This is a genomic window from Vreelandella arctica, from assembly GCF_037070215.1.
GTDB classification, from domain to species: Bacteria; Pseudomonadota; Gammaproteobacteria; order Pseudomonadales; family Halomonadaceae; genus Vreelandella; species Vreelandella arctica.
This window is the reverse complement of the sequence record NZ_JBANSN010000040.1, coordinates 1-20,118: the sequence shown is the minus strand read 5'-3', so window position 1 is coordinate 20,118 and position 20,118 is coordinate 1. Positions and strand designations below refer to the sequence as shown.

At 52.7% G+C, this 20,118-nt stretch carries 18 protein-coding genes; 8 read left to right on the top strand and 10 right to left on the bottom strand.

Annotation, left to right across the window (positions count from 1 at the left end; genetic code table 11):
- Nucleotides 1-83: 83 nt before the first annotated feature.
- The 6 genes from V8L70_RS20660 (at nucleotide 84) to V8L70_RS20635 (ending at nucleotide 5,518) form a co-directional block, all read left to right on the top strand.
- Nucleotides 84-2,171, top strand: coding sequence for a conjugal transfer protein TraN (locus V8L70_RS20660; protein ID WP_157826484.1), 2,088 nt, complete (start codon nucleotides 84-86; stop codon nucleotides 2,169-2,171).
- The gene (locus tag V8L70_RS20655) at nucleotides 2,159-2,749 is read left to right on the top strand and encodes a hypothetical protein (RefSeq protein WP_101146465.1); all 591 of its coding nucleotides are present in this window, start codon (nucleotides 2,159-2,161) and stop codon (nucleotides 2,747-2,749) included. The genes V8L70_RS20660 and V8L70_RS20655 overlap by 13 nt, the downstream gene beginning before the upstream one ends.
- Nucleotides 2,749-3,162 (top strand): hypothetical protein, encoded by a 414-nt coding sequence (locus V8L70_RS20650; protein WP_101146466.1) that lies wholly within the window; start codon nucleotides 2,749-2,751, stop codon nucleotides 3,160-3,162. Before V8L70_RS20655 ends, V8L70_RS20650 begins: the two co-directional genes overlap by 1 nt.
- Nucleotides 3,159-4,829 (top strand): type IV secretory system conjugative DNA transfer family protein, encoded by a 1,671-nt coding sequence (locus V8L70_RS20645; RefSeq protein ID WP_101146467.1) that lies wholly within the window; start codon nucleotides 3,159-3,161, stop codon nucleotides 4,827-4,829. The genes V8L70_RS20650 and V8L70_RS20645 overlap by 4 nt, the downstream gene beginning before the upstream one ends.
- 9 nt (nucleotides 4,830-4,838) lie before the next feature.
- Nucleotides 4,839-5,090: a hypothetical protein gene (locus V8L70_RS20640; RefSeq protein ID WP_035561838.1), complete on the top strand. Its 252-nt coding sequence runs from the start codon at nucleotides 4,839-4,841 to the stop codon at nucleotides 5,088-5,090.
- Nucleotides 5,091-5,173: 83 nt separating this feature from the next.
- A complete protein-coding gene (locus V8L70_RS20635) occupies nucleotides 5,174-5,518 on the top strand; it encodes a hypothetical protein (protein ID WP_035561835.1) in 345 nt (114 codons plus the stop codon).
- A gap of 40 nt (nucleotides 5,519-5,558) precedes the next feature.
- On the opposite strand, the gene V8L70_RS20630 is transcribed toward V8L70_RS20635, so the two are convergent.
- The 10 genes from V8L70_RS20630 to V8L70_RS20585 all read right to left on the bottom strand — a co-directional run bounded on the left by V8L70_RS20630 (nucleotide 5,559) and on the right by V8L70_RS20585 (nucleotide 18,325).
- On the bottom strand, nucleotides 5,559-8,693 hold the full coding sequence (locus tag V8L70_RS20630) for a conjugal transfer protein TraG N-terminal domain-containing protein (RefSeq protein ID WP_101146468.1): 3,135 nt from the start codon (nucleotides 8,691-8,693) through the stop codon (nucleotides 5,559-5,561).
- Entirely contained in the window at nucleotides 8,693-10,252 is a 1,560-nt protein-coding gene (locus V8L70_RS20625; protein WP_101146469.1) for a conjugal transfer protein TraH, read from the bottom strand. The genes V8L70_RS20630 and V8L70_RS20625 overlap by 1 nt, the downstream gene beginning before the upstream one ends.
- A complete protein-coding gene (gene traF, locus V8L70_RS20620) occupies nucleotides 10,252-11,271 on the bottom strand; it encodes a conjugal transfer protein TraF (protein ID WP_101146470.1) in 1,020 nt (339 codons plus the stop codon). Before traF ends, V8L70_RS20625 begins: the two co-directional genes overlap by 1 nt.
- Nucleotides 11,268-11,723 (bottom strand): metal-dependent hydrolase, encoded by a 456-nt coding sequence (locus V8L70_RS20615; protein ID WP_157826485.1) that lies wholly within the window; start codon nucleotides 11,721-11,723, stop codon nucleotides 11,268-11,270. The genes traF and V8L70_RS20615 overlap by 4 nt, the downstream gene beginning before the upstream one ends.
- A 71-nt stretch (nucleotides 11,724-11,794) precedes the next feature.
- Nucleotides 11,795-12,448: an ERF family protein gene (locus tag V8L70_RS20610; RefSeq protein WP_157826486.1), complete on the bottom strand. Its 654-nt coding sequence runs from the start codon at nucleotides 12,446-12,448 to the stop codon at nucleotides 11,795-11,797.
- A gap of 567 nt (nucleotides 12,449-13,015) precedes the next feature.
- Nucleotides 13,016-13,915, bottom strand: a complete 900-nt coding sequence (locus V8L70_RS20605) for a reverse transcriptase domain-containing protein (protein ID WP_269801099.1) — start codon at nucleotides 13,913-13,915, stop codon at nucleotides 13,016-13,018.
- Entirely contained in the window at nucleotides 13,803-14,414 is a 612-nt protein-coding gene (locus tag V8L70_RS20600; protein WP_269801100.1) for a reverse transcriptase domain-containing protein, read from the bottom strand. Before V8L70_RS20600 ends, V8L70_RS20605 begins: the two co-directional genes overlap by 113 nt.
- A 516-nt stretch (nucleotides 14,415-14,930) precedes the next feature.
- Nucleotides 14,931-16,022, bottom strand: coding sequence for a DUF7146 domain-containing protein (locus V8L70_RS20595; RefSeq protein WP_157826487.1), 1,092 nt, complete (start codon nucleotides 16,020-16,022; stop codon nucleotides 14,931-14,933).
- 209 nt (nucleotides 16,023-16,231) lie between these two features.
- Nucleotides 16,232-17,632 (bottom strand): DNA cytosine methyltransferase, encoded by a 1,401-nt coding sequence (locus tag V8L70_RS20590; RefSeq protein ID WP_101146474.1) that lies wholly within the window; start codon nucleotides 17,630-17,632, stop codon nucleotides 16,232-16,234.
- A 321-nt stretch (nucleotides 17,633-17,953) separates the two neighbouring features.
- Nucleotides 17,954-18,325 (bottom strand): hypothetical protein, encoded by a 372-nt coding sequence (locus V8L70_RS20585; RefSeq protein WP_101146475.1) that lies wholly within the window; start codon nucleotides 18,323-18,325, stop codon nucleotides 17,954-17,956.
- Between the two features lie 391 nt (nucleotides 18,326-18,716).
- Here V8L70_RS20585 and V8L70_RS20580 point away from each other — a divergent pair, with 391 nt between their 5' ends.
- Nucleotides 18,717-18,986, top strand: a complete 270-nt coding sequence (locus V8L70_RS20580) for a hypothetical protein (protein WP_101146476.1) — start codon at nucleotides 18,717-18,719, stop codon at nucleotides 18,984-18,986.
- A 31-nt stretch (nucleotides 18,987-19,017) separates the two neighbouring features.
- Nucleotides 19,018-19,890, top strand: coding sequence for a hypothetical protein (locus V8L70_RS20575; RefSeq protein WP_157826488.1), 873 nt, complete (start codon nucleotides 19,018-19,020; stop codon nucleotides 19,888-19,890).
- Nucleotides 19,891-20,118 lie beyond the last annotated feature (228 nt).

The following is a 20,118-nucleotide window of genomic DNA, read 5'->3' as shown; positions in this document are numbered from 1 at the left end:
AGGTTACCTTTGGGGCTTTAAGCGACTACCAAGAGTGCTACAAGGTCGGAGAGACATGTATTGATTCTGCCCCCAGAACGATAATGGGTAAAACAGTCAGACGAGAGTGCTGGGAATATGCCGTTACTTATAGATGTTACGGCGATCCATATAGCCACACTTGCAATCTCGAAGCACTACAGAACGATGATGACTGGGAGTTGGTAAACACGTTTGGAGAAACATATCCAGCGACCTATTCGCAATATTCACGCATTCTTCCTGACAGTTGGATCGAAGAATGGCAAAAGAGCGAGTCTACATGTAGTGCCGACACTTCGTATGGCTGTGGCCCAGATATAAGCAGGACAGATATAAAAGATGCTTCTGGAAATATTGTCGGCCAGAAAGTAACTAAGCGCTGTTACATCGGCGAGACACCACGTTGCAATAACGACCCGAACTGCAACATAACGAGCTACGACTGCACCAGAAAGCAAGACGGTTTATGCGTTCGGCAGGAACAGACATATACATGTCGCGAAGATGGGAAATGCGATCCTAGTTCCTACGAAATTATGCCTGAAGTTAGCGATGATGAAGGCGCCTTCTCAGACGCTATTGCAGCGGCAGGTGTCATGGACATGATCGCTGCCGAGGGTGGGTTAGATGAAAACATGCGGATCTTTTCTGGCATGGAGCGCGAGTGCAAAGCGATTACAAGCGATTTCCGCCGCATGATGGAATTTAACGCAACCGTATCAACCGTTTTGGCAACGTATTTTGGCGGACCGCTTGGAGCTGTCTTGGCTGGCACTGCTTCGGCAGACATCCTAAATGCTATTGAGCACATGCAATGCTGTCAGGAAGACCCAGAAGATGTCGTTTTGACCAGCTCATTTATCTCTATGGCTACAGGAATCGGTGCTGACTACTGTGACCTCGAAGATGTAGAGCTTGCTGCTGCTCGCATGGCGAAACGAGCCGTCCAAGTTACACCCGGCTTTGTTCCCACCAATAATACGCTATGCACGTTCGCAAATTATATTTACAACGCGCCTGCGAAAGGTGACATGTCCTACGCGAAGCAAATATGCGCACATTGGACAAGGCCATGGTCGATTGCGAACACCCAAACTCAGGTGGATAGATACCAACGCTGGTGCGAGTTTGACTCGATGCTTGCCAGAATAATTCAAGAACAGGGTCGAGAACAGCTTGCCGAGTTGGCTTCGCAAAACGCAGGTGGAGCTGTTACCAAGCGCATTGAGTTTCCTTTTTACAATTCTGCCGGAGGATGGTCGAACGAGCTAAATGCCAACGGCAATCGAGTGCGGTTCTGGCAGTGGAAAGAGGAATGCTCTACCGATGAAGGCTTTACCAATTCGATGTTATCTGGATACGACTGCCCTTCAAGCCCAGACATTTATGCAGCGGTCTGCTCTGAATCGTCATGCGGGGCACCGCCTGATCACCCTGTTTATGGCTTTAGCCCAGGCTGGGAAACCCATCGCTTAGCAGCAGAGGATCATCACACCCGTGCGATCAACCGATATTCGGTTGTAGAAGGTGGGTGTTTTGAAGATGGCAGCTGTGAATACAAAGTTCACGCTTGGAAAGCTGGCGCTGGTGGTCAGATGCGCATTCCCTTAGATATGAAGTGGCCAATCAATTTTCCTAATGATGGCTGGGGCGAGTTTTCTTGGGCGCATAACAATGTTCACTTCGAGGCATATACAAACCCTCTAGGTTCAGAATCCCCTTCCAGAGGGCTGCGCATGTGTATCGGTTCATCATATGAATGCTATGACAATGCGGCGTGGAATGAAGTCAACATCCAGAATGACATTACTAATTTGAATAACTATGTCAGCAACAGTCCACCAGTGACTCTCACTGGTGGATGTTCCGTTGAGGAATGTGAGTTTAGAGCTTCAATTGAAGTCAATCTTACAGCTAAGCCTTGGTACACCTACTCAGAAAAGAAATACGAGCCGTGCATGCTAAAGGTTTTGGGTAGCTGTGTGACAAAGGCCTCCACAACTTACGATCGTCAGTACAAGCCAGACTGCACCGGGTTCACTATTGACGAGTTCCTTGCACTTGATCTCGGCGATATGGATTTCTCGGAGTACGTGGAAACGTTGTCGGAAAAAGCACAATCGGAGTTCAACCAGACATGGGCAAGATAGCTTTAATTCAAGCTACTTGTGTGGTGATGGTATTGGCATCTACTGGCTCCTTCGGGAGCCCAGTAGACCGAATCACTGCCCAAGCTGAAGCGCTGGCATCAGGTGCAGCCGGTTCAGAGGAAGTGGTGCAGAACGCGGGGCAGAGGCCTTTCATGTTCACGCCCAATAATGGGTATGTAGGCCTAGAAACCCAGCTAGATGTATCGCTCACATATACGTCCTTTGAGAACGGTGGACAGAACGTTAGAAGAGTTGAAAAAGCAGTTGTCGACTGGGGTGACGGCTCAAGTCCGACCACAGTGACCCCTGGCACACCCGCCTACCATACGTATGGCCACCGCAATAAGGAGGGTGCCATTACACCTCATGGAAGTATTGTCTATACCGGCAGGATTACGTTCGTGACTACTTCAGGCAATGCATATACCGAGCAGTTTCAATATAGCATGTGGCATTCCTTTCTTGACTCGCTTGTTCCCGGAGGAAGATCGCTACCCAACAACATGCTACCGAGCGTTAGTGGGGCTGGTGGCAGGGATCGTTTGCCTAGTGGCTTCTTTGATAGGAACAACAAATAATGCAAACTCTTTTCAAGGCTGCGTTGATCATGGTGGCAACAACCATGCCTTTTTTTGCCAATGCTCAGGAAGGCGCCAATGAACCCGCGCATCAGCTTTACGGCGGTCATGATGCTGGCGCGCTACTTAGCAAGTCGATTATGGTGACCAGCCAGCTAGATTGGCTCAATGCCTGGTCGCAGAACCTTGGAGGCAATCCACCAGAAGATTTGCCCCAAGGCTATATCGGAGTTCTAGTCTTCGCGTCCTACCCAGGACACCTCATAAGCCTTCATCCTCTGGACGACAGCTCATCTTTGACGATTCGCTGCCATCAGGCACCGCTGCCCGACAGCCGTAGCTACATCGCCCCCGCTGCATGGGCAGCCGGGATGTTCCGTGCTGATAGCGTGACGCTGGAGGATTGCCCATGATAGCCGGCAGAATGGATGCGCTGGCACTTACCGCCATTGCAGCCGGCGTTGCGGCCGCTACACCTTGGGCTGTCGGCACCTTCCCAGCATGGCCTGCTGGCGTCCTGGGTTCGCTGGGCATGGCGCAGCTCACATGGAGCCAGGCTATGGCCAAGCTGCGCCAGTACGACGAGGATTCCCGAGAGGGCTTCGTGCTGCCTTCAGACGAGCCAGTAGATGATAAGGGGCCTTCCTTACATATCGGCCTGACCACCGACAAAAATACTCGAATCAACATGCCCGACATCCTCGGGCAGCGACACACTGCGATCGTGGGTCAGTCTGGTGTGGGTAAGACTACTCTTGGTGAATATATCCTCTGGCAGCAAACTGCGCGTGGGCGCGGATGGCTATTCATTGACGCCAAAATTGATCGGGACACTCGGGATCACCTAGCGTACATGGCCAAGGTGACAGGCCGCGAAGATGAACTCTACATTATCGACGTGTCAGACCCCGATAACGCCAATACCTACAACCCTGTTCTCCACGGCGATCCTGATGAGGTGGCATCGCGGCTGATGAACCTCATTCCTTCTGCGGAGAACAATCCAGGCGCCGATCACTACAGGCAATCCGCCAATCATGCACTCACTGTCATCATTGCCGCTCTGCAAGCCTCCGGTCAGTTATATCACTTCGGCGATCTATCAATTCTATTGCAGTCCGATAGAGCCCTTGAAAACTTGGAGAGAATGACTCCTCAAGGGCCTGAGAAGAGGGCGCTATCGATCTTCCTCGATCAGTTCCGTACCCGTACCAAGGAAGGGACAAAAATCGACCTCAACCGCATGAAGCAAACGCTGGGCGGGATGGCAGGCCGGATTGCACTGTTCGCCCAGGGTAAGTTTGGAAAGGTCTTCAACGTTTATGCCCCGGAAATCGTGCTTACCGAGATTATTCGTAAGGGCCACATGCTTTATGTCTCGCTTCCGACGATGGGAAAGGACACCGCAGCCCTCAACCTAGGGAAAATGATCGTCTCGGACATTCGCTCTGCTGTTGCCTACATTCAAGATTTACCCAAGGGCGAAAGGCCAGAGCATTTCATCGCACTTCTGGATGAAATGGGTGCTTACGTAATGGAAGGGGTAGGGCGTCTCTTCGAGCAGGCGCGATCGGCCAATATCGCACTGATTCCAGCCTTCCAGTCCTTCAGCCAGCTTAATCGAGTCTCGCCAGACTTTGCAGACATCGTGATACAGAACACATGGAACAAAATATTCTTCAAGTTCGGTGCGAAAGACAGCCCTGAAGAGGCCGCAGAAATACTAGGTAAAACCAAGCGTTTTCAACGTACTGTCTCAGTCTCGGCTAACCAGGGAGAGAGTGCGCAGTATTTGAGAACCACCCCACAATCCAGCATGTCCGATGGCGGCGGCATGGGTGAAAGCTGGCGCGAAGTTGAGGAGTTCAGGGTAACACCGGATCAATTGAGAGCCATGGATATGGGGCAAGCGGTCATGATGATGGGCGCTCGCATGTATCATTTGAGAACGCCAATGATCAACTACCCCAAACACATTCCTTCATTTAAGGTAATAAAACGCAAGATGAAGATGCCTGCCGACAAACAGGCGCTTAACTTCGAGGAACGACTAAACGAGTTTCTTACAGCAACTGTTTAGGTGGTAGTTATGATTACAGTGTTATTTTGGGCAACAATCGCCATCTTCGCTATGTTGCTCTTAGGAATTCTTCCGGGAGTAAAGGAAGTCTTTAGACCGCTCATGGATATTTTATCCAAGGGAACCATAGAGGTATTGAAATTCGCCGGGGGATATATTCTTTGGCTTGCCAAGACGATAATTCATGCCCATATCGACCTTGTTACCCACTTATGTCATAAGCGCTCATACTTTGACCCAGCAGAAAAGATGAGAAAATAGCCGCTTCTTATTGTAATTTGAAATCGTCGTATGGTATTATTAGATAACATCAAGGTGATTGCGTCGATCGTTCGGAGGTCGAAATGGCTAACAAGAATCGCAAAGCTCGCCGCCAACGTGCGATCGCAGCACGGCAACATGCCGCTCAGCCATCCCAGGGCTCTTTCGTCGCAAATGAGCTGCACCAACTGATCGGTGCTAATGAAGAAGATGTAGTCAGGGCTTTTAAGTGGAGAGCCAGGCAGAACGTTATCTTTATCTATGCGGTTAATGCAGTGATATTTGCGTTTCTACTATTCTTCACCGCGTACACTTCAAACAGTGGGCTGAGCAAATTTGTCCCGTTTATCTGGGCGGGTTTCATCGCTTTGTTCCTAGCACAACAAGCTATGCTGAAACGCTACAAGCAGCTCATCCGAAACACATAACCCCCCTGCCTTGGCAGGGGCTTTGCCTATATGGCTCCTCTTATCGAGACAGCATAAATTCCCGAGGATCAATTTCCTCGCCTTGGGCAGGGGAAGGGATCGATTCATTGCTTGATGAATCTGATGAAGACCCCCCTGAACGGACCTGTATCCTTGTTATCGTTGCTTCAGTTGCGTTCAAGGTGGGTCCATTTCTGGCCTGGGAGTCAATCTGAGACTGACTAGGCGGGGCTTCGACATCAACCGGCTCAAAAGTGCCATCGCCACCATATTGGTAATATGCATGCCCGTCTTCTCGCTCGACTGCATAGATTGCTTGCCCATGACCACTCTCATCTTGGGTGTAAAGCGCGGGTACGAACATATCATTGCCGACTTGAATATTCGTTCTATCGCCACCCGTGATCATGGCGTCAGCGTTGCTGGCATCAGCTGCCGCTAGATCCCTGCGATCAGCAACAGTAAAGCTCTCACCTGTGTCTATAACATGGTAACTATCAGGACGAACAACAGGAGCCTGGGCATTGGCTTGTATATCATTCAATTGCGTAGGCGAATCAGCAGATAGCCCGCTGACACCAATAGCACCAATAGGCGATGTAGTGGCGTCTGCATGACTTGCCCTTTCATTAACATCGGCGGTGTTGGCCCCTACTGTCCCCATGACAAGGGCCCCTCGGCCGGAAATGTCTTTTACATCTTCACTCATTTGTCCTTCTACTTTACTCCGGACAACATCAAAATCACTTTGTATGCCAGCTACAGCGTGAGGATTTGCAGCTGTAGGAAGCGAGCCTGAACGGCTAGTTGTGTATTCCTCACTTGCTCGTTGCTGAACCTGCACGGCCTCTTGGTAATCATTTGAAGCCGCGTAGAGCATTGATGCTCGGTCTTCACCGGCACGGCTTTCAAGAACCTGACGTGATTCCCCTTCGGTAAACTTCTGGGAGTAACGACTACCATCTTGTCCTGTAACACTTAGCGTGCCGTCTTCACCAAAAACGAGCTTTCCAGTATCTGCCTGCGCAACACTGGTGGTTTCTTCGCGCGCATCTTGATCCGACTGGGACCTACGCACTCCGGCCTCAACAGCCGCCGAGCCTCGGTAATAACCACTTATGCCACTGCTAAGGCTAAGCCCAAGCTCGCCTTTAACACCTGCTTCAGCTGCCACCTTACCTGCTGCGTGCATGGTCATATCGTTTATTTCGCGCTCAGAAAGACCTGTTTGATCCATCACTTGACGGGTTGCACCCAATTCACTCATATACCTCTGACCTTGGGTGTCTTGACTCATTCGAGACCAATCAATCGAACCGTCTTGCATATAGCCATTGTCTTGGGCGTATTGAGTAGCACCTCGAAGGGAATCGGTCATCATACTTTGAGACTGCTGTGAGAACGACTCCTTGGCTTCTTGAGTGCGCTGTGTAGCCTCTGAGTATGATTGCGAAGCCGAATAGTTCGCTCTAAAGTCAGCTGGGCGTAAGCCCACGTTCATATCTTGGCCGCTCATACTGGTCACAGTAGAAGCTCCAACCCCTACATGGTGGGCCGATACTTCTTCCCCAGAGCTATAACGGTGAGAGGTTTGGTGAGCATTCATGTTCGCGTTGTTCATACTTACCTGGCCAGCCGAAGCTGCACCTGTAGACATGTTGTTCGCGGCTGTCGCCGCTTGTTGGCTACCAGATGCCCTGTCCAAGACAGAGGTGAAGGCGTAACCGCTGCCAGATACTAGCCCCCACATGATGGCGGGAACTAAGGTGGACATAAAACCTGATGCCATCACCATCTTGTCCGACATCTCGCTGACTGCGCTCATATTGGCCATGGTGAGACCATCAGCGAGGTATCCCGCTGTCTGCCCCTGGAAATAGAGCATCATGATGTAGTTCACGATAGCGAGCCCTGGCCACCATAAAATGAGCCAGGTCATCACCTGGGCATACGAGGTGCCCATCTTCTTGCCTAAGCCGGGGACCAACACCGCAGCAAACACAATCGGCGCCAGCCCAATCACGAATGCCTGAAGGATCGCGAAGAAATAGCCCGCCATATCCCGGAAGAGAATAGCTGTGCTATACCATCCAGATTGCTGGGCACGTCGAGCCTGTTCCATATTCAAGGCTGAGATCAGCTCGTTGGAGCCTGTGGCCATTGCTGCGTATTCATAGGTGCCTGAGTACATTTCTGCGATTGCGGCTTGTGTGGCAAGCCCTGTGGCGTCCTGAACGGCACTTCCCCCTGAGGCCCAGCGAAACGAATCATCCAGAGCGGCTTGTGCCAGCGCTGTTGAACCTGCTGCCTGCTGAAGCCAGAACGGGGAAGCTTCCCTCATGCCGTTCAATAGCGCGGGAGCTGCAGTCTGCAAACGGTTGTCAATGCTCGCGTAGGCCTCATCGCAAGCCTGCATGCCACCATTTGGATCGGTCGAGTCATAAACGACGGTATAAACTGCCCGGTTCAGGTTATTGCCTAAAACCCCCCATGCATTTTGTGAGGTAATTAGCGTCACCGGGGATATTTTGCCGCTAAAAATATTCGGCAACGCACAGTCATTCATGAAACTTTGAATGCTTGATCGCAGGTACGGATCAGTCAGGCGAATCTTCTTCATGTCATTCAGCATGCTTGCCGCCATGCCAATGGGAGCCCCCTCTGAAATACGTAGATTTTCGAAGTTTGGCGTCGTGAAGTTAGTTTCAATGCCGTTTGTAGCCCACATCCCTATCTCTGAGATGACAACAGCAGGAAGACCGATGGCTGCCGGAACGCCTTCAATTCGTTGAATGAATTGGGGCGACCCAACGCCATCCCACACCATGTCTTCAATAAGAATATCGACCTTCAAAGAGAACAGCATGTAGACAGTAAGAATCATGCCGGCAAAATACATGGCCACCTTTTGCAGACTTCCACCCAGGATTCCCGTAAAGCACATCGCAAGGAAGCCGGCCATCGCCAAGAATAGCGCCAAGTTCCTGAACCCAGGGTTTGAGTCAGGGTCAGTCAGGCGTTTAATCGCCTCCAGTATTTGCGCCAGCGCATAACCATTGCCATAGCCATAAAATGTCCAAGTGTCACCACTTGCAGGCGTCATGGTCTCTGCGATTGCTAACCCCGGAACAGCGACCAATCCAATAGCTATAAGGGCAGGAACAAGCCATTTCATCAGTCCATCTCCCGAACCATATCACGAGCGAAATCCATGCCGGATAGACCCATGGCATGAAGATTTCGCAACGTGGCGCGGTTGATCTTGTCAACCTGGCTCATTATGTTTTCCTGAGTCTCAGCCATAAGGTTAATTTGCTGAGCCTTCTGGGAGGTCACGACAACTAGCTCATTCTGGGCCTCGCGGAATTCGCGCAAGATCTCACCCGGCACGGATGATGTCATCGATGTCTTAGCCGTTGCCTGGACGGCATAGCGAATGTACTCAATGGAGATCATGTAAGACAGAATGGTCGAGTTACCAACTACTAGGTCGTAGGCAAGGTCCGGGTAGGTCGCTGCAACATTAACTGCTTGATAGAGCGGGAAGGGCGCTGCAGCAATAATGGCCTTTTGAGAAGCGGTCAGCGGGGTGCCACTGGCAACGTTCTTAACCGCACCTTCCAATTCCATAATCACCGTGGTCAAAAAGCCGTGGCCAAGTGATATATCCTCAACCTTTGCTTTGTTCGGGTTCCAACAGTCTCTCAGATCACTGTTGCTACAAGTATAAATCTCGGTGGCCTGGCCTGAGGCGCCTGACCATACCTTGTCCTCGCAAAAGCTGTTCACGAAGTCAGCGTATTCAATGACGGTCGGCGAGGCTTTATCACTTCCGCACAGGAATATGTCCAGCATCGCATCGGCAGTTTCGATGGTTGGCGCAAAGGTGTTCGAGTCGCCACTACCCCCTTTGTTGCGAACCTCAGTACCAATCCAACTCATCAATAGCTCGGCAAATATCTTGTTCTCTGCCCCCATGTTGTTGCTGCCATCTCGCCCAGGGGCAATACCTGCTTCTTGAAGGCCTAGCCATGTGCGGTTGCCATCAAGCTCTAAGGCCAGTGCGCGATCCCCGGGATTGTTGCTGAGGTGGTCTCGCACTTCGCGGCCCGAATCCGATTTGCTATCACAAGTGTCCTGCTGGGCTGCCAGCCAGTCACTTTCCACGCCCTCAAACATCCCTACCGAACTACACCAGAGATTGCCTAATTCGCCGGAGTAGTCAGGGAACCCCTCAACCAGTGCGGTAGCAGCCTCACAGCTGTCCTGGGATAGTTTCGCCGCCGCCTGTGCCATGCGTTGTGCGAACTCAAGCACATCCCCACAAATAGGGCAGAGCTGTTTGAGCGCGAGCTGGAAGGAGAGGGCTACAACCCCTTGGGCGATTTGCTCCAACATCTGCTGGATCTGTTCACTGTCGATATAGGAGAAGCCACCAAAATGCGCGTCGATGCCATTGCAGCCTACGTCTAGCCGCGGCGGGTCCATGTTGACTAGCGAGTAGCGGTTCTGAGAAAACCGCATGGTCAACCCCCCGGCCGTGTATCCATGCCGTGTCCTGGTCTCAAACGACGCTGCGCTGTTTGAGCTACTGAAGCCGCCTCCGGCACTGGATAGCCGGTCAAACGCATTTTCGAGTGCGTTGGCTTCAGCCAGGCTTGTGGTGGCCATTATCGACATTCCGCTGATCACGGCTGTTGCCAACATGGTTACAAATTTGTTTCTGGAGAACATTACTCAACTCCTTGGGGAATGCCGGCGCCGAGGCCACCGGATGACCGTTCCAGCATGTCGGGGACGCTGAAATCAACGGGAGGACTCGTGCCATCACCAACCGCCTCGAGGCCCTTTTCTGCTGCTCGTTGGATAGCACCAAAGAAGACCTCAATCCTCGAGGTAATCCGCTGCGCTGCTTCAACACCACTGGAGACGCGGAACCAAAGATCATCCTGTGGCAGGTAAAGCCAGAGGTCCGGTACCGCTTCGACGGCAAGGTGGCCAGCAGCCTCTACTGAGCGTCCTGTGGTATCGCAGCTGTTCGAGAACTCTGGCATGCACCCCCCATCAAGTGGGGCGTTGTAAATAGTGAGCCCAGTACGTCGTTCGAGCTGCTTCATAACTGGTTGCATGTCATGACAGAATTGGCAGCTAGACCGGGTAAACCAGACGAGAAACCCATTCTGGTCATCTATCTCTTCCATGACCGCGTTGCGCTTGCCATCGCGTGCTCGTGACGCTGCACGAAGCCCAAAAGAGGAGACGGGGCTATGTACGAGGGGGTTGAGGTCCTGGTTTTGGATCTGATTCCACTCCCACATCCTCGACATTGTGATGGCTTGGTCGACGGCCCATCGCATATACCGCTGAAAGGCCTCGACTGTCTCTGGATTGTTGGGGTTCATCACAGACTGGTTAAGCAGCATGTCGCGCTGCTTGGCTTGAAACTCGAAGCTCCCCTCTGGGTCGACAAAACCACAAGAGGGCTCCCACTGTTCTGGGTCCGTACAATCCAGCTCCTCTTCAGGCGCCTTGGCCATCGGTATCTCGACTGGGGGCTCTTCGGGCTCTTCTTCCTCATCATCATCTAAGTGCCCCCAGAACCAACCGCATTCGCGAGCATTATTGCTATCAAGGCAGGCTTGCCCTCGGTCCCCACCAGGCTGGGCTATAGCGGTCGAACTCAGCGTTAGCAAAAGCGCCAGCATTAGCTGCAGAAATGGCGCCGGCAAAGGGCCAGCGGTAATGTGTTTCATAGCACAAGGCTCCGTATCAAAATCGCGGCAATGACCCAGGCCAACAGCACGGGCCAAAATTCTGAGGTGCCGCCATCCCACAGCTTCAGGGAATGGCGTTTGGCGGGGTGCCACACAGGCACTCCCAAAGGGGTGCCAGCATCTCCAATGACGTGAGAGAGCCCACCAACCGAGAAACCAAAGAGCAGGGCGGCAAGCAATGGCGCATCAGGTAGCCAAACGGCTGATGCCACTGCCAGCCCTAGCCAAGGGAGCAACCAGTGGGTCACAGTCCTATGGGGTATGAGCGTGGCTGGACCAATGCGGATCTCCAGCCAGTCAGGTGCCGTTGATCCAGGCAGCGCCATCGCCGCCACTGCCAGCGCAGACATCCCACCATAAAAGGGGGTCATAATCGCACCAGCCGATGCGCCAAGCGCCAGGCCGAATAATCGATGAGCGTTCCCGGTCAAGCTGCCTCCAAATACCTGTGTCATGCACGCGAAAAAGCCCCAACTCCACAAAGGGATGGGGCTATGGAAGGTTAAGCATGTTGGGATTGCTGTCGCTGGATAATTCGGCGTCGCTGTGCGATCGCTCCCTTGAGCCGAGCTGACAGGTGTGCATCCAGTTGAGCGCTATTGACCCAGCGTTCGGCCGAAACCAATCGCTCAACATCTGAGTTTTCAATCTCCGCTAGAATCGCTTCGGGCGATGCCAAACGGTGACCGTTCGATACCCGCTGCTCTGATGGCTCAGGCTCTCCTTGGGAGAGAAGCACTGAGGATTCCACAGCGGCGTTATTGGCAGCATTTCCATCATCGTCCGGGCCTTGAGCAAGGCCTAGAAGAGCCATCAACCCATAGCGACGTGCATACGTCTGGGCTGACGCCACACCATGGCTATCAAGGGTCTCAACGGGCATCTCACAGTAAGAGCCAATGTACTCCCCAGAAGGGCCATGAATGAGCATGGTCTCCATCACCACAGCCCCCACTGTTCCGGGCACAGGTGCCTGAACCAGTGCAATTTCAAACTTATTCAAGTCGGCACGAATGCTGCCGATTATAATTGCGAGGCTTGCATAGCGGTTGTCGTACATCGGATTCGTAGAATCCGGTGCGATCAGACCACCAAGCTCAGCCTGCACTGAAGCCAGGGCTTTGCCGATTCTGGCGATCGAGTCACTGCGATTCATAACGTGCTCTCCTCTCATCCCCCAGGTATCGGGGTCTCATGAGAGGTAGGGGCGCTACTGACAGACAAACGGGAGGTGGTATTGAGATTACCGAGAGGAGTGGCAACCCCGCGGAAGTGACACGATCCAGCGGATAGATCAAACAAACGTTTAATTTAAAAGAAAGTAGGGAGAAGTGATGCACCACGCAAGGGAACTAGAATCATTCCCTAGGCCCCATATAACCTTGGTCTCAGAACGAATAACAGATAATAAAAGCAAGGCTGGTTATGGAATGACAGATAGGGCGGTAACTTTGGACCCTGTGCTCAGAGCCTTGAGCACAGAATCACCGCCCGGAGGCATGCTATCCACGCTAAAAAGCGCCAATGCCACAGGAATGCGCTTCAAGCGAGGTAGAGTTAAATGACCTAAGTGATCAGTAGCTGCTTGACCCAAACAGATTCAGCGAATATATAAAAATGCATCCTTCCTCCCGAATCCCATCATGCTGAAATCGAGTAGGAAGGGGAGTCACCTCCCCCGTCCTCTCACACCACCGGGCATACGGTTCCGTACCACGGCGGTTCATGAACAACGTTTGAGCCATCTTACCGTATCCAGTATCGATATCAGGCCCTGATCATAAAACCACTTTCTAGGTAGGGCCTGATTCATGTGCGAGGCTCCGGCGTTCCACCAGGGCCCTCGCCCATTACCCGCCGATTTCCAAGCACGGTACGCGTCCAGACCTAGGCCTCGGAGTTTCCGCCGCCGGGTCGCTCGGCGCTTCCATTGCCGCCAGAGCAGGCCGCGTAAGCGGCGACGTATCCATTGATCCAGTGCTTCCAGCGGGCGCTTCACATCAACGAAGCTGAAGTAGTTGGCCCATCCTCGCAGGACTGGCCTCAACCCTTCGATTACCCGTTGGATGTTACGCCCCTTACCACGCTTCAGTATCTCACGGACACGCTGCATCATACGCTTCAGGCTGGTCTTGGCTAGCGTCAGTTTCGGCTGCTTGTGCCGAGTGAGACTGTAGCCCAGATAGCCGCGTTTCCATGGCCGATCCACCGCACTTTTGTGGCGGTTGACCGTCAGCCGGAGTGAGTTCTCGAGATACTCACTCAAGCTGTCCATGACACGCTCGCCTGCCCGCCAGCTTTTGACATACACCTGCACGTCATCGGCGTAGCGGCAGAAGCGGTGGCCTCGGCGTTCCAACTCCTTGTCCATGTCGTCCAGAAGGATGTTCGCCAGCAGCGGGCTGAGGGGCCCACCTTGGGGCGTCCCTTGCCGTCTCGGCGTGGGCAAGCCGTGCTGGAACAGGCCCGCTTCCAGGTAGCGGCGGATCAGACGCAGCACGCGCTTGTCGTTAACGCGCCGCGCGACCCGTGCCATCAGCAGGTCGTGGTTCACTCGGTCGAAGAAGGCTTCCAAGTCGAGGTCGACCACCCAGCGGTGGCCAGCGGTGGCCAGCGGTGACATGGGCCTTCATGGCCGAGACGGCCTGCTTAGCGCTGCGCCTGGGGCGGTAGCCGTAACTCGACGCGGAGAACGCAGGGTCGAAGATGGGCATAAGCACCTGTAACAGCGCTTGCTGGATCAATCGGTCGGTAACCGTGGGAATGCCGAGCTGCCGTGTCCCACCCTTGGGTTTGGGGATGACGGCGGCTCGGATCGGGCTAGGGTGATACGCATCGGCCAATAGCCGCTCGCGCAGCGTTGGCCAGTACTGCTTTAGGTGGCCCGCTAACTGGTGCACCGTCATGCTATCGACACCCGGTGCCCCTTTGTTGGCAACCACCTTACGGTAAGCTCCCTCCATGTTCACCGGGTCAACGACCCGTTCCATGAGCGAGGCTGACTCCGCTTTCGTCCACGATAGCGACGCCGGGATCGTCTCGACGCTCACCGGCCGGGGCGTGGAGTTCTGCTCCTGCCCCTCTGGGTGAGTGACGGTATTAGCGTCGGTTTCTGTCTTCATGATCGATCCTCGAGACGTTATCGCCTACTCGCGGTTCTTCATGTTCGGCCCTTGGTGCCGTGGTGAACCGGCACTTACTATGGCCTCTGCTGACGTCTGGTGATCCATCCCGTCGCCTCTCGACGCCGGTAGCACCGTGGCAGACCACCAGACCTCCCAGGGTAAGACGCGCGACCTTCCTCCCACCTACCCGCCGCATTTACTATCGCCCCTTCCGGATAGCTATGGGGCTTTGAGGATCATTGCACTCTCGCCCGGGTGCGATAGCCTCGTATGCGATTTCTGTTCGTCGGGCCGGGAGTTTGCCTTCAGCTTCCTTCAGATTCTGCCTTGCGGCAGACACCCTTGCTGTTCAGCTAACGGTTCCCGCTATCAGGGTCCGTAGGGGACTTTCACCCCCAAGTCATCCTGTGAGGCACCACCCTCAGGAATAGCGCCAGTCAAGGCGCTGCGCGCCATGCCTGGCGCACAATGAAAAAACCCTCCTGACAATGGATGTCAGAAGGGTTTGAAGGGTTAAGCAGCTTTGCTCTTGCGGGGAAATCCCGTGAGCCCACTACTGGTGTACACATCAGCCCAATCAACGCTCACATCAGTTGAGCTGGGTGCATCAGGGATCTTTATCGAAGCTCGAATCCCTTTCTCTAAAAGCCGAGCCTGGAGCACTTCCGCTGCGTCCTGACCAGCCTTACGTCCTTTCCTGTCGGGTAGGTCACGATCAGCCCAAATAACGACTTCCGTGACACCCTCAGGCGGCTCGAACGACCTCATTAGGGAAGCTGACAGTACCGGCCAGACAGGCATTCCCGTAGCAGCCCGAATAGCTAGCGAGGTCTCAATGCCCTCAGCCACACCGATAACGCCGGCTGTAGCTGTGCCTAGTCGAATAGCACCACCGTGGACATCACCATTCTTCACCACAGGGAACAGCTTTTTAGCCTTGCTCACAGGCGCCTTCTCAACCACACCATTTTCTGTGCGGTTGAGATACGTCCTATGCATCGTGACAGGCTTTCCAGCCGCATCCCTGACAATGGTTATCAGTGCAGGGTAGTAGCTAACCACTTTGCCTTTCTCGATGTAGGCCATCCTAGGGTGGAGGCGTGCCTCCGTCTCGAGAACGTTAAGCATCGGCTTTACAGGCAACCCGCGGAACTGCAAGTAGCTCGCCAGCATGAAGCGACCTTCGCCCCTTCCCAGGGGTAGAGCTTCTTCCCAGCGCTTGCGCAGCGTTGGCCGTATGTCCTGCTTTTCCTCAACCTTCCGTGGGGGCGGCCGAGATACTGTAGGCGCCAGCGGCTCAACGGATTGTTCACCGAGAGCCCCCATGACCTGCTCCAGTATTTCGGGAAGAGACCAGCCTTTCAGCTCTTTGAGCAGGCTAAAACCATCCCAGTTACCGCAAGTGCAAATGGCCGTACCGCGTTGCTTGAAACCGCGATCGAGACGGAAATCTTCCTTACCACCATGTATCGGGCAATCGATGTGATGTCCCGGGTGGGCAAGTGCATGCTCCAGCTCGGGGCACAGTGCCTGAAAGACAGTATCCCATTGACCTTCCGCAATACGCTTCACATCAGCAATTTCGTACTTGTTACTATTCCTCATGATCTGCTCCTCTCTCATTTCCGATCACCCGGATCTCACAAGTAGATAGGGCGACCAGTGACGGCTATGGAGAGGTAGGGGAGACACTGCCACCAAATATAAATGTTCCGCATGCGAAACAATGGCAGTTAGTAGTCTTAAACAGAGAAAAGCCCCACTCCAATTAATCGGAGTGGGGCTTGAAGGATGCCTAGTAGTTCAGTGTGTGGCTAAGCCGCGGAATGCGTCTTGTGCCACTTCTGTTGCCAGGCATATTTGTCCTGCTCACCAATACTATGCAAGCAGTTGCCAATGAGGCGGCCCACTGCGCGAAATGCACAATGAACCACTCCTTGGCCCAGTAGTTCGTGGCTGACAGTCTCAGACAGCCCTTGAACAAGCATCTCAGGGACAGTTTTGACTCGGGCATGCTCTGCCTTGGTCAATAGTCGCGACTGGCCAGAATCGTCTGGGTGTCGGAGAAACGGCTCAGTTGAGCGCGCCTTCGAGTAACCACGCCCTATGGTGCCGAGGCTTCCCTCTGAACCATCGAGCAGCTGACGACGAAAGCCCTTACCCGCGGCCAGATCCCTGGCTTCCTTGTCGGCAAGGTAGCTGTAAGGCTTGAAGCGATCCTGGACTGCCTGAAACGGCTCCAATACCTCAGCGATTAATGTTTCACGCTGACGTACAGGCTCCAGTGCTTCGAGATCGACCTCAATGCCTTTACTCACTGCGAGCATGCAAAGCCGATTGCGCCGCTCCAGTGACCCCATCGCGTACCCATCCAGAATGGTCTCATGCACGTCATAGCCAATGCTCGACAACACGCTGCGAATGACCGTCATGCTGGCGGTCGTCTGGTACTGCGGGACATTCTCCAGCAGCACCATAGCAGGGCGCAAAGTCTGGATTGCATTCATGAAAGCGATGAAGAGACTACCTGCTGTCTCATGCGCTTCTGCCCGATCCAGCTTGTTCTTCGCACGTCCTGACAGGCTAGCCCCGGTACACGGCAAACCCGCGCAAAGGAGGTGAATGAACGGCAGCTTGTGCCACTCCACTTCCTCCATCGGGCCTTGGATCGCAATGCTATCCTCGTCCCACACAGGATTGTTCACCAATGATGCCTCCAGATAAGCACCTTCCAGCTCATTAGCGAAGGCTAGGCGCGAGGGCATTCCGACATCAGCAAGGCCAGTATGTATCGCGTGATCAAGCACTCCAGCACCGTGTGCAATCGAACCAATTTCAAGCGGCTCACCCTTGGTCAGGGACTGCAGTAGCCGACCCATACGATCAGATTCAGCAAGATCATGGTGATGAATCGTGATGTCGACACGATTCCCCCTGACGACGACACGCACCCTCTCTACCTTGCCCAACGCTTGCGCCAGCTCAGCTGCCGTAATGTCTATGACTGGCAACTCGACCTCACCACGCTTTCTGCGCGACACCTTGTAAGCACCATCTTCTGTAAATTGCAGGGTCAGGCTCTTACGGCCGGCAACGAGGTTGAAGCGCTGCCCTGGTGTGATCCCAGTACGCGCCAGCCGATTACCTTCTAGCCACAGACGCTGCTTACCACGGTGCTCACCAATCTTGGTATAAATCACAGTGCTCTTGCCCATGATCAATCTCCTCTCTCATTCCTGCGGAATACAGGTCTCGAAAGGAGGTAGGGGACCAGGTGACCCAAAACTGGGCCGGTGGGAATACTGCACACAAAGAAAATTGGCGCCTGGTATCAGGCCCAGGGCAAGAGGGGGGATGTTGCACAGATAGTCCTGATGCCTTGCCATTGTCATCAACGCACTAAGGGGGACACTGCATAGATAACCCTAGAAATCCGCTTACCGGATGTCCGTGAAAGAGGGGGGATGTTGCACAGCAGTGATCGGTTCAGCCTGAATGTGAAAGACCCTTCACAAGTGAAGGGTCTGTTGAATGTACTACGCAGCGGTCTTGATCTGTTCAACAATCTCTATTCCACGCTCAAGAGCATCTTGAGCAAGTGCACGAGCCTGAACGTCAAGGTGAGCATTATTTCCGGTCTTATTGACCTCAATACCCCCCAGTACAGCTGCCACATCGTCCAAAAGAACAGATTGGCTACCTACCTTCAGTTCGACCTTAGCCTTGAGCATACCGAAGAACCACTTATTCTCTGCCCAGGTTTCCTTATCGGAACCTGAATAGGTATCAAAGCAGTTCGGTGTCACATCTGGATCATGGCCGAGCAACACTGTGATCATGAAGTCGCCATGTGAACCTGTCACGATGTCACTACAGATTGCAAAGCCGTCAAATTTAGTCAGTTCCATGATCGTTTCTCTCTCATTCCTGCTGGATTGCAGGTCTCAGGGGGAGATAGGGAAGCCACTGACACAATATATAAGACTCCGTGGTACCAAAAAGGGGGAAGGGCTCCTACTTCCTTGCATCGGTATGGCCATGCACCTCGATAAGAGTGCGTAGTGAGAGATCGGATATACGTGAGCGATTGATAACTGTAGGCCAGAGGTAGGAGGGTGGGAAACGCGTGAAAATCTATAAACCGTGACAGCCTTTTTTGATTAAGATACTGTCAGCTTAAGAATTATGAGGAATCTCGATTTTCCGATAACGACCCTGAGCAGACATTTTTGGCAATGCAGCAAGAGCGCGAATATGCTGGCAGTCTGATGCTTGTTACATCGAGAGGGGCAATTGCGTATGTCAGCTCATGAAGAGCAATTCGAAAACCACGGTATCCATGACGTGATTTCGCAACTTGAGTCTGCGTTGCAGAAAAAGAGTAGCAAAGACGTGCCTGATGATGCGTTCGATAACTTAGATCGAATTCGACAAGCGACCGCATTCATTCGCGGAAGAATTGAAATGGCAAGCCCGTTATTGACTCCAAAGGTTCGCTTAGATCAGATTCAAAAATCTCTCCAAGCTAGCCTCAATGAGGTGGATCAATTTCAAAGTGTAGTGGCATAGTGAATCTGGCCATCTTATGGGAAGAATTAAAATGAGAAATTTCATAATTTTATTTATTTTAGGGGCCTTGTTGAGCTCAAATGTTAGCGCCAACCCTCCTAATTCTCGCTCACTAGGAGATTCATGGATCTGTAATGAAGGTTACCAAAGGGTTGGCAACTCTTGTGAGCGACTGTCTGTGCCAGATAATGCGCGAGTTTTGGGCAATATGTGGATGTGCAACGAAGGCTACCAGAGAGTGGGCAACTCTTGTGAGCGACTGTCTGTGCCAGATAATGCGCGAGTTTTGGGTAATATGTGGATGTGCAACGAGGGCTACCAGCGAGTGGGCAACTCTTGTGAGAGATTTTCTGTACCAGATAACGCGCGAGTTTTGGGCAACATGTGGATGTGCAACGAGGGATATAAGAAAGTAGGTGGTCGTTGCCAGCGAATGACTGCACAGGAGCTTGAAGAAAAAAAGAGGCTACTTGAGCTTGTTGCCCAACGTCAAGCAGAGTTACGTGCTAAAGGCGCCTCTGGCCAAACCTGTGAAACCGAATACGACACCGGTGCGGAAGTTTGTCTTTCAGTTGAAATGGCAAATTTGGACTGCGACGAGAGCTACGATGACAGCTACTATGATGACTGCGAAGTAAATGTGGATTACTCTTTAGAGACTGATTATAGGGGGAGCTCTGAAATTGATGTGGAAGTATATTGCGAGGCTGAAATAGATTATCAGTCACGATCAGGGTTGAGGCGTTCTGAAAGTGATGGGTATCATGAATCTCATTCGCTTGGTTCGTATGAATCTGACTCTGGTTACGTTAATCTAGATTTTTCCTTCTCATCATATGAGGAAGTCTATAAGGTGAATCTGGATGATGCGTGGTGTGAAATGCAGAGTGTTGAACTGAACTAAGCAGGCCCCGTGACATGTGTTGCGCCGCAAATTGTTGCCCTTGAATCCCATCCATACAACCAAGCATTGCGTTTAGAACTATATCAACGACTTCTAAAAGGCCGCTCTTGGCCGGGCAACGACGACCTGAAATAGGCCGTCGTTTATCCTTATCAAACCTCTGTCTGTTCTGCCATTTCCAACGCATCATCTACCTCTATTCCTAGATACCTGACGGTGCTTTCCAGC

What these genes read in the sequence shown, in the direction of transcription:
- V8L70_RS20635 (WP_035561835.1), top strand. Translation starts at nt 5,174, where the DNA reads ATGGCTAACAAGAATCGCAAAGCTCGCCGCCAACGTGCGATCGCAGCA.
- V8L70_RS20630 (WP_101146468.1), bottom strand. Translation starts at nt 8,693, where the DNA reads ATGAAATGGCTTGTTCCTGCCCTTATAGCTATTGGATTGGTCGCTGTT.
- V8L70_RS20580 (WP_101146476.1), top strand. Translation starts at nt 18,717, where the DNA reads ATGTCAGCTCATGAAGAGCAATTCGAAAACCACGGTATCCATGACGTG.
- V8L70_RS20660 (WP_157826484.1), top strand. Translation starts at nt 84, where the DNA reads ATGGGTAAAACAGTCAGACGAGAGTGCTGGGAATATGCCGTTACTTAT.
- V8L70_RS20575 (WP_157826488.1), top strand. Translation starts at nt 19,018, where the DNA reads ATGAGAAATTTCATAATTTTATTTATTTTAGGGGCCTTGTTGAGCTCA.
- V8L70_RS20610 (WP_157826486.1), bottom strand. Translation starts at nt 12,448, where the DNA reads ATGAATCGCAGTGACTCGATCGCCAGAATCGGCAAAGCCCTGGCTTCA.
- V8L70_RS20645 (WP_101146467.1), top strand. Translation starts at nt 3,159, where the DNA reads ATGATAGCCGGCAGAATGGATGCGCTGGCACTTACCGCCATTGCAGCC.
- V8L70_RS20605 (WP_269801099.1), bottom strand. Translation starts at nt 13,915, where the DNA reads ATGTCACCGCTGGCCACCGCTGGCCACCGCTGGGTGGTCGACCTCGAC.
- V8L70_RS20655 (WP_101146465.1), top strand. Translation starts at nt 2,159, where the DNA reads ATGGGCAAGATAGCTTTAATTCAAGCTACTTGTGTGGTGATGGTATTG.
- V8L70_RS20600 (WP_269801100.1), bottom strand. Translation starts at nt 14,414, where the DNA reads ATGAAGACAGAAACCGACGCTAATACCGTCACTCACCCAGAGGGGCAG.
- V8L70_RS20640 (WP_035561838.1), top strand. Translation starts at nt 4,839, where the DNA reads ATGATTACAGTGTTATTTTGGGCAACAATCGCCATCTTCGCTATGTTG.
- V8L70_RS20595 (WP_157826487.1), bottom strand. Translation starts at nt 16,022, where the DNA reads ATGAGGAATAGTAACAAGTACGAAATTGCTGATGTGAAGCGTATTGCG.
- V8L70_RS20585 (WP_101146475.1), bottom strand. Translation starts at nt 18,325, where the DNA reads ATGGAACTGACTAAATTTGACGGCTTTGCAATCTGTAGTGACATCGTG.
- V8L70_RS20625 (WP_101146469.1), bottom strand. Translation starts at nt 10,252, where the DNA reads ATGTTCTCCAGAAACAAATTTGTAACCATGTTGGCAACAGCCGTGATC.
- V8L70_RS20590 (WP_101146474.1), bottom strand. Translation starts at nt 17,632, where the DNA reads ATGGGCAAGAGCACTGTGATTTATACCAAGATTGGTGAGCACCGTGGT.
- traF (WP_101146470.1), bottom strand. Translation starts at nt 11,271, where the DNA reads ATGAAACACATTACCGCTGGCCCTTTGCCGGCGCCATTTCTGCAGCTA.
- V8L70_RS20650 (WP_101146466.1), top strand. Translation starts at nt 2,749, where the DNA reads ATGCAAACTCTTTTCAAGGCTGCGTTGATCATGGTGGCAACAACCATG.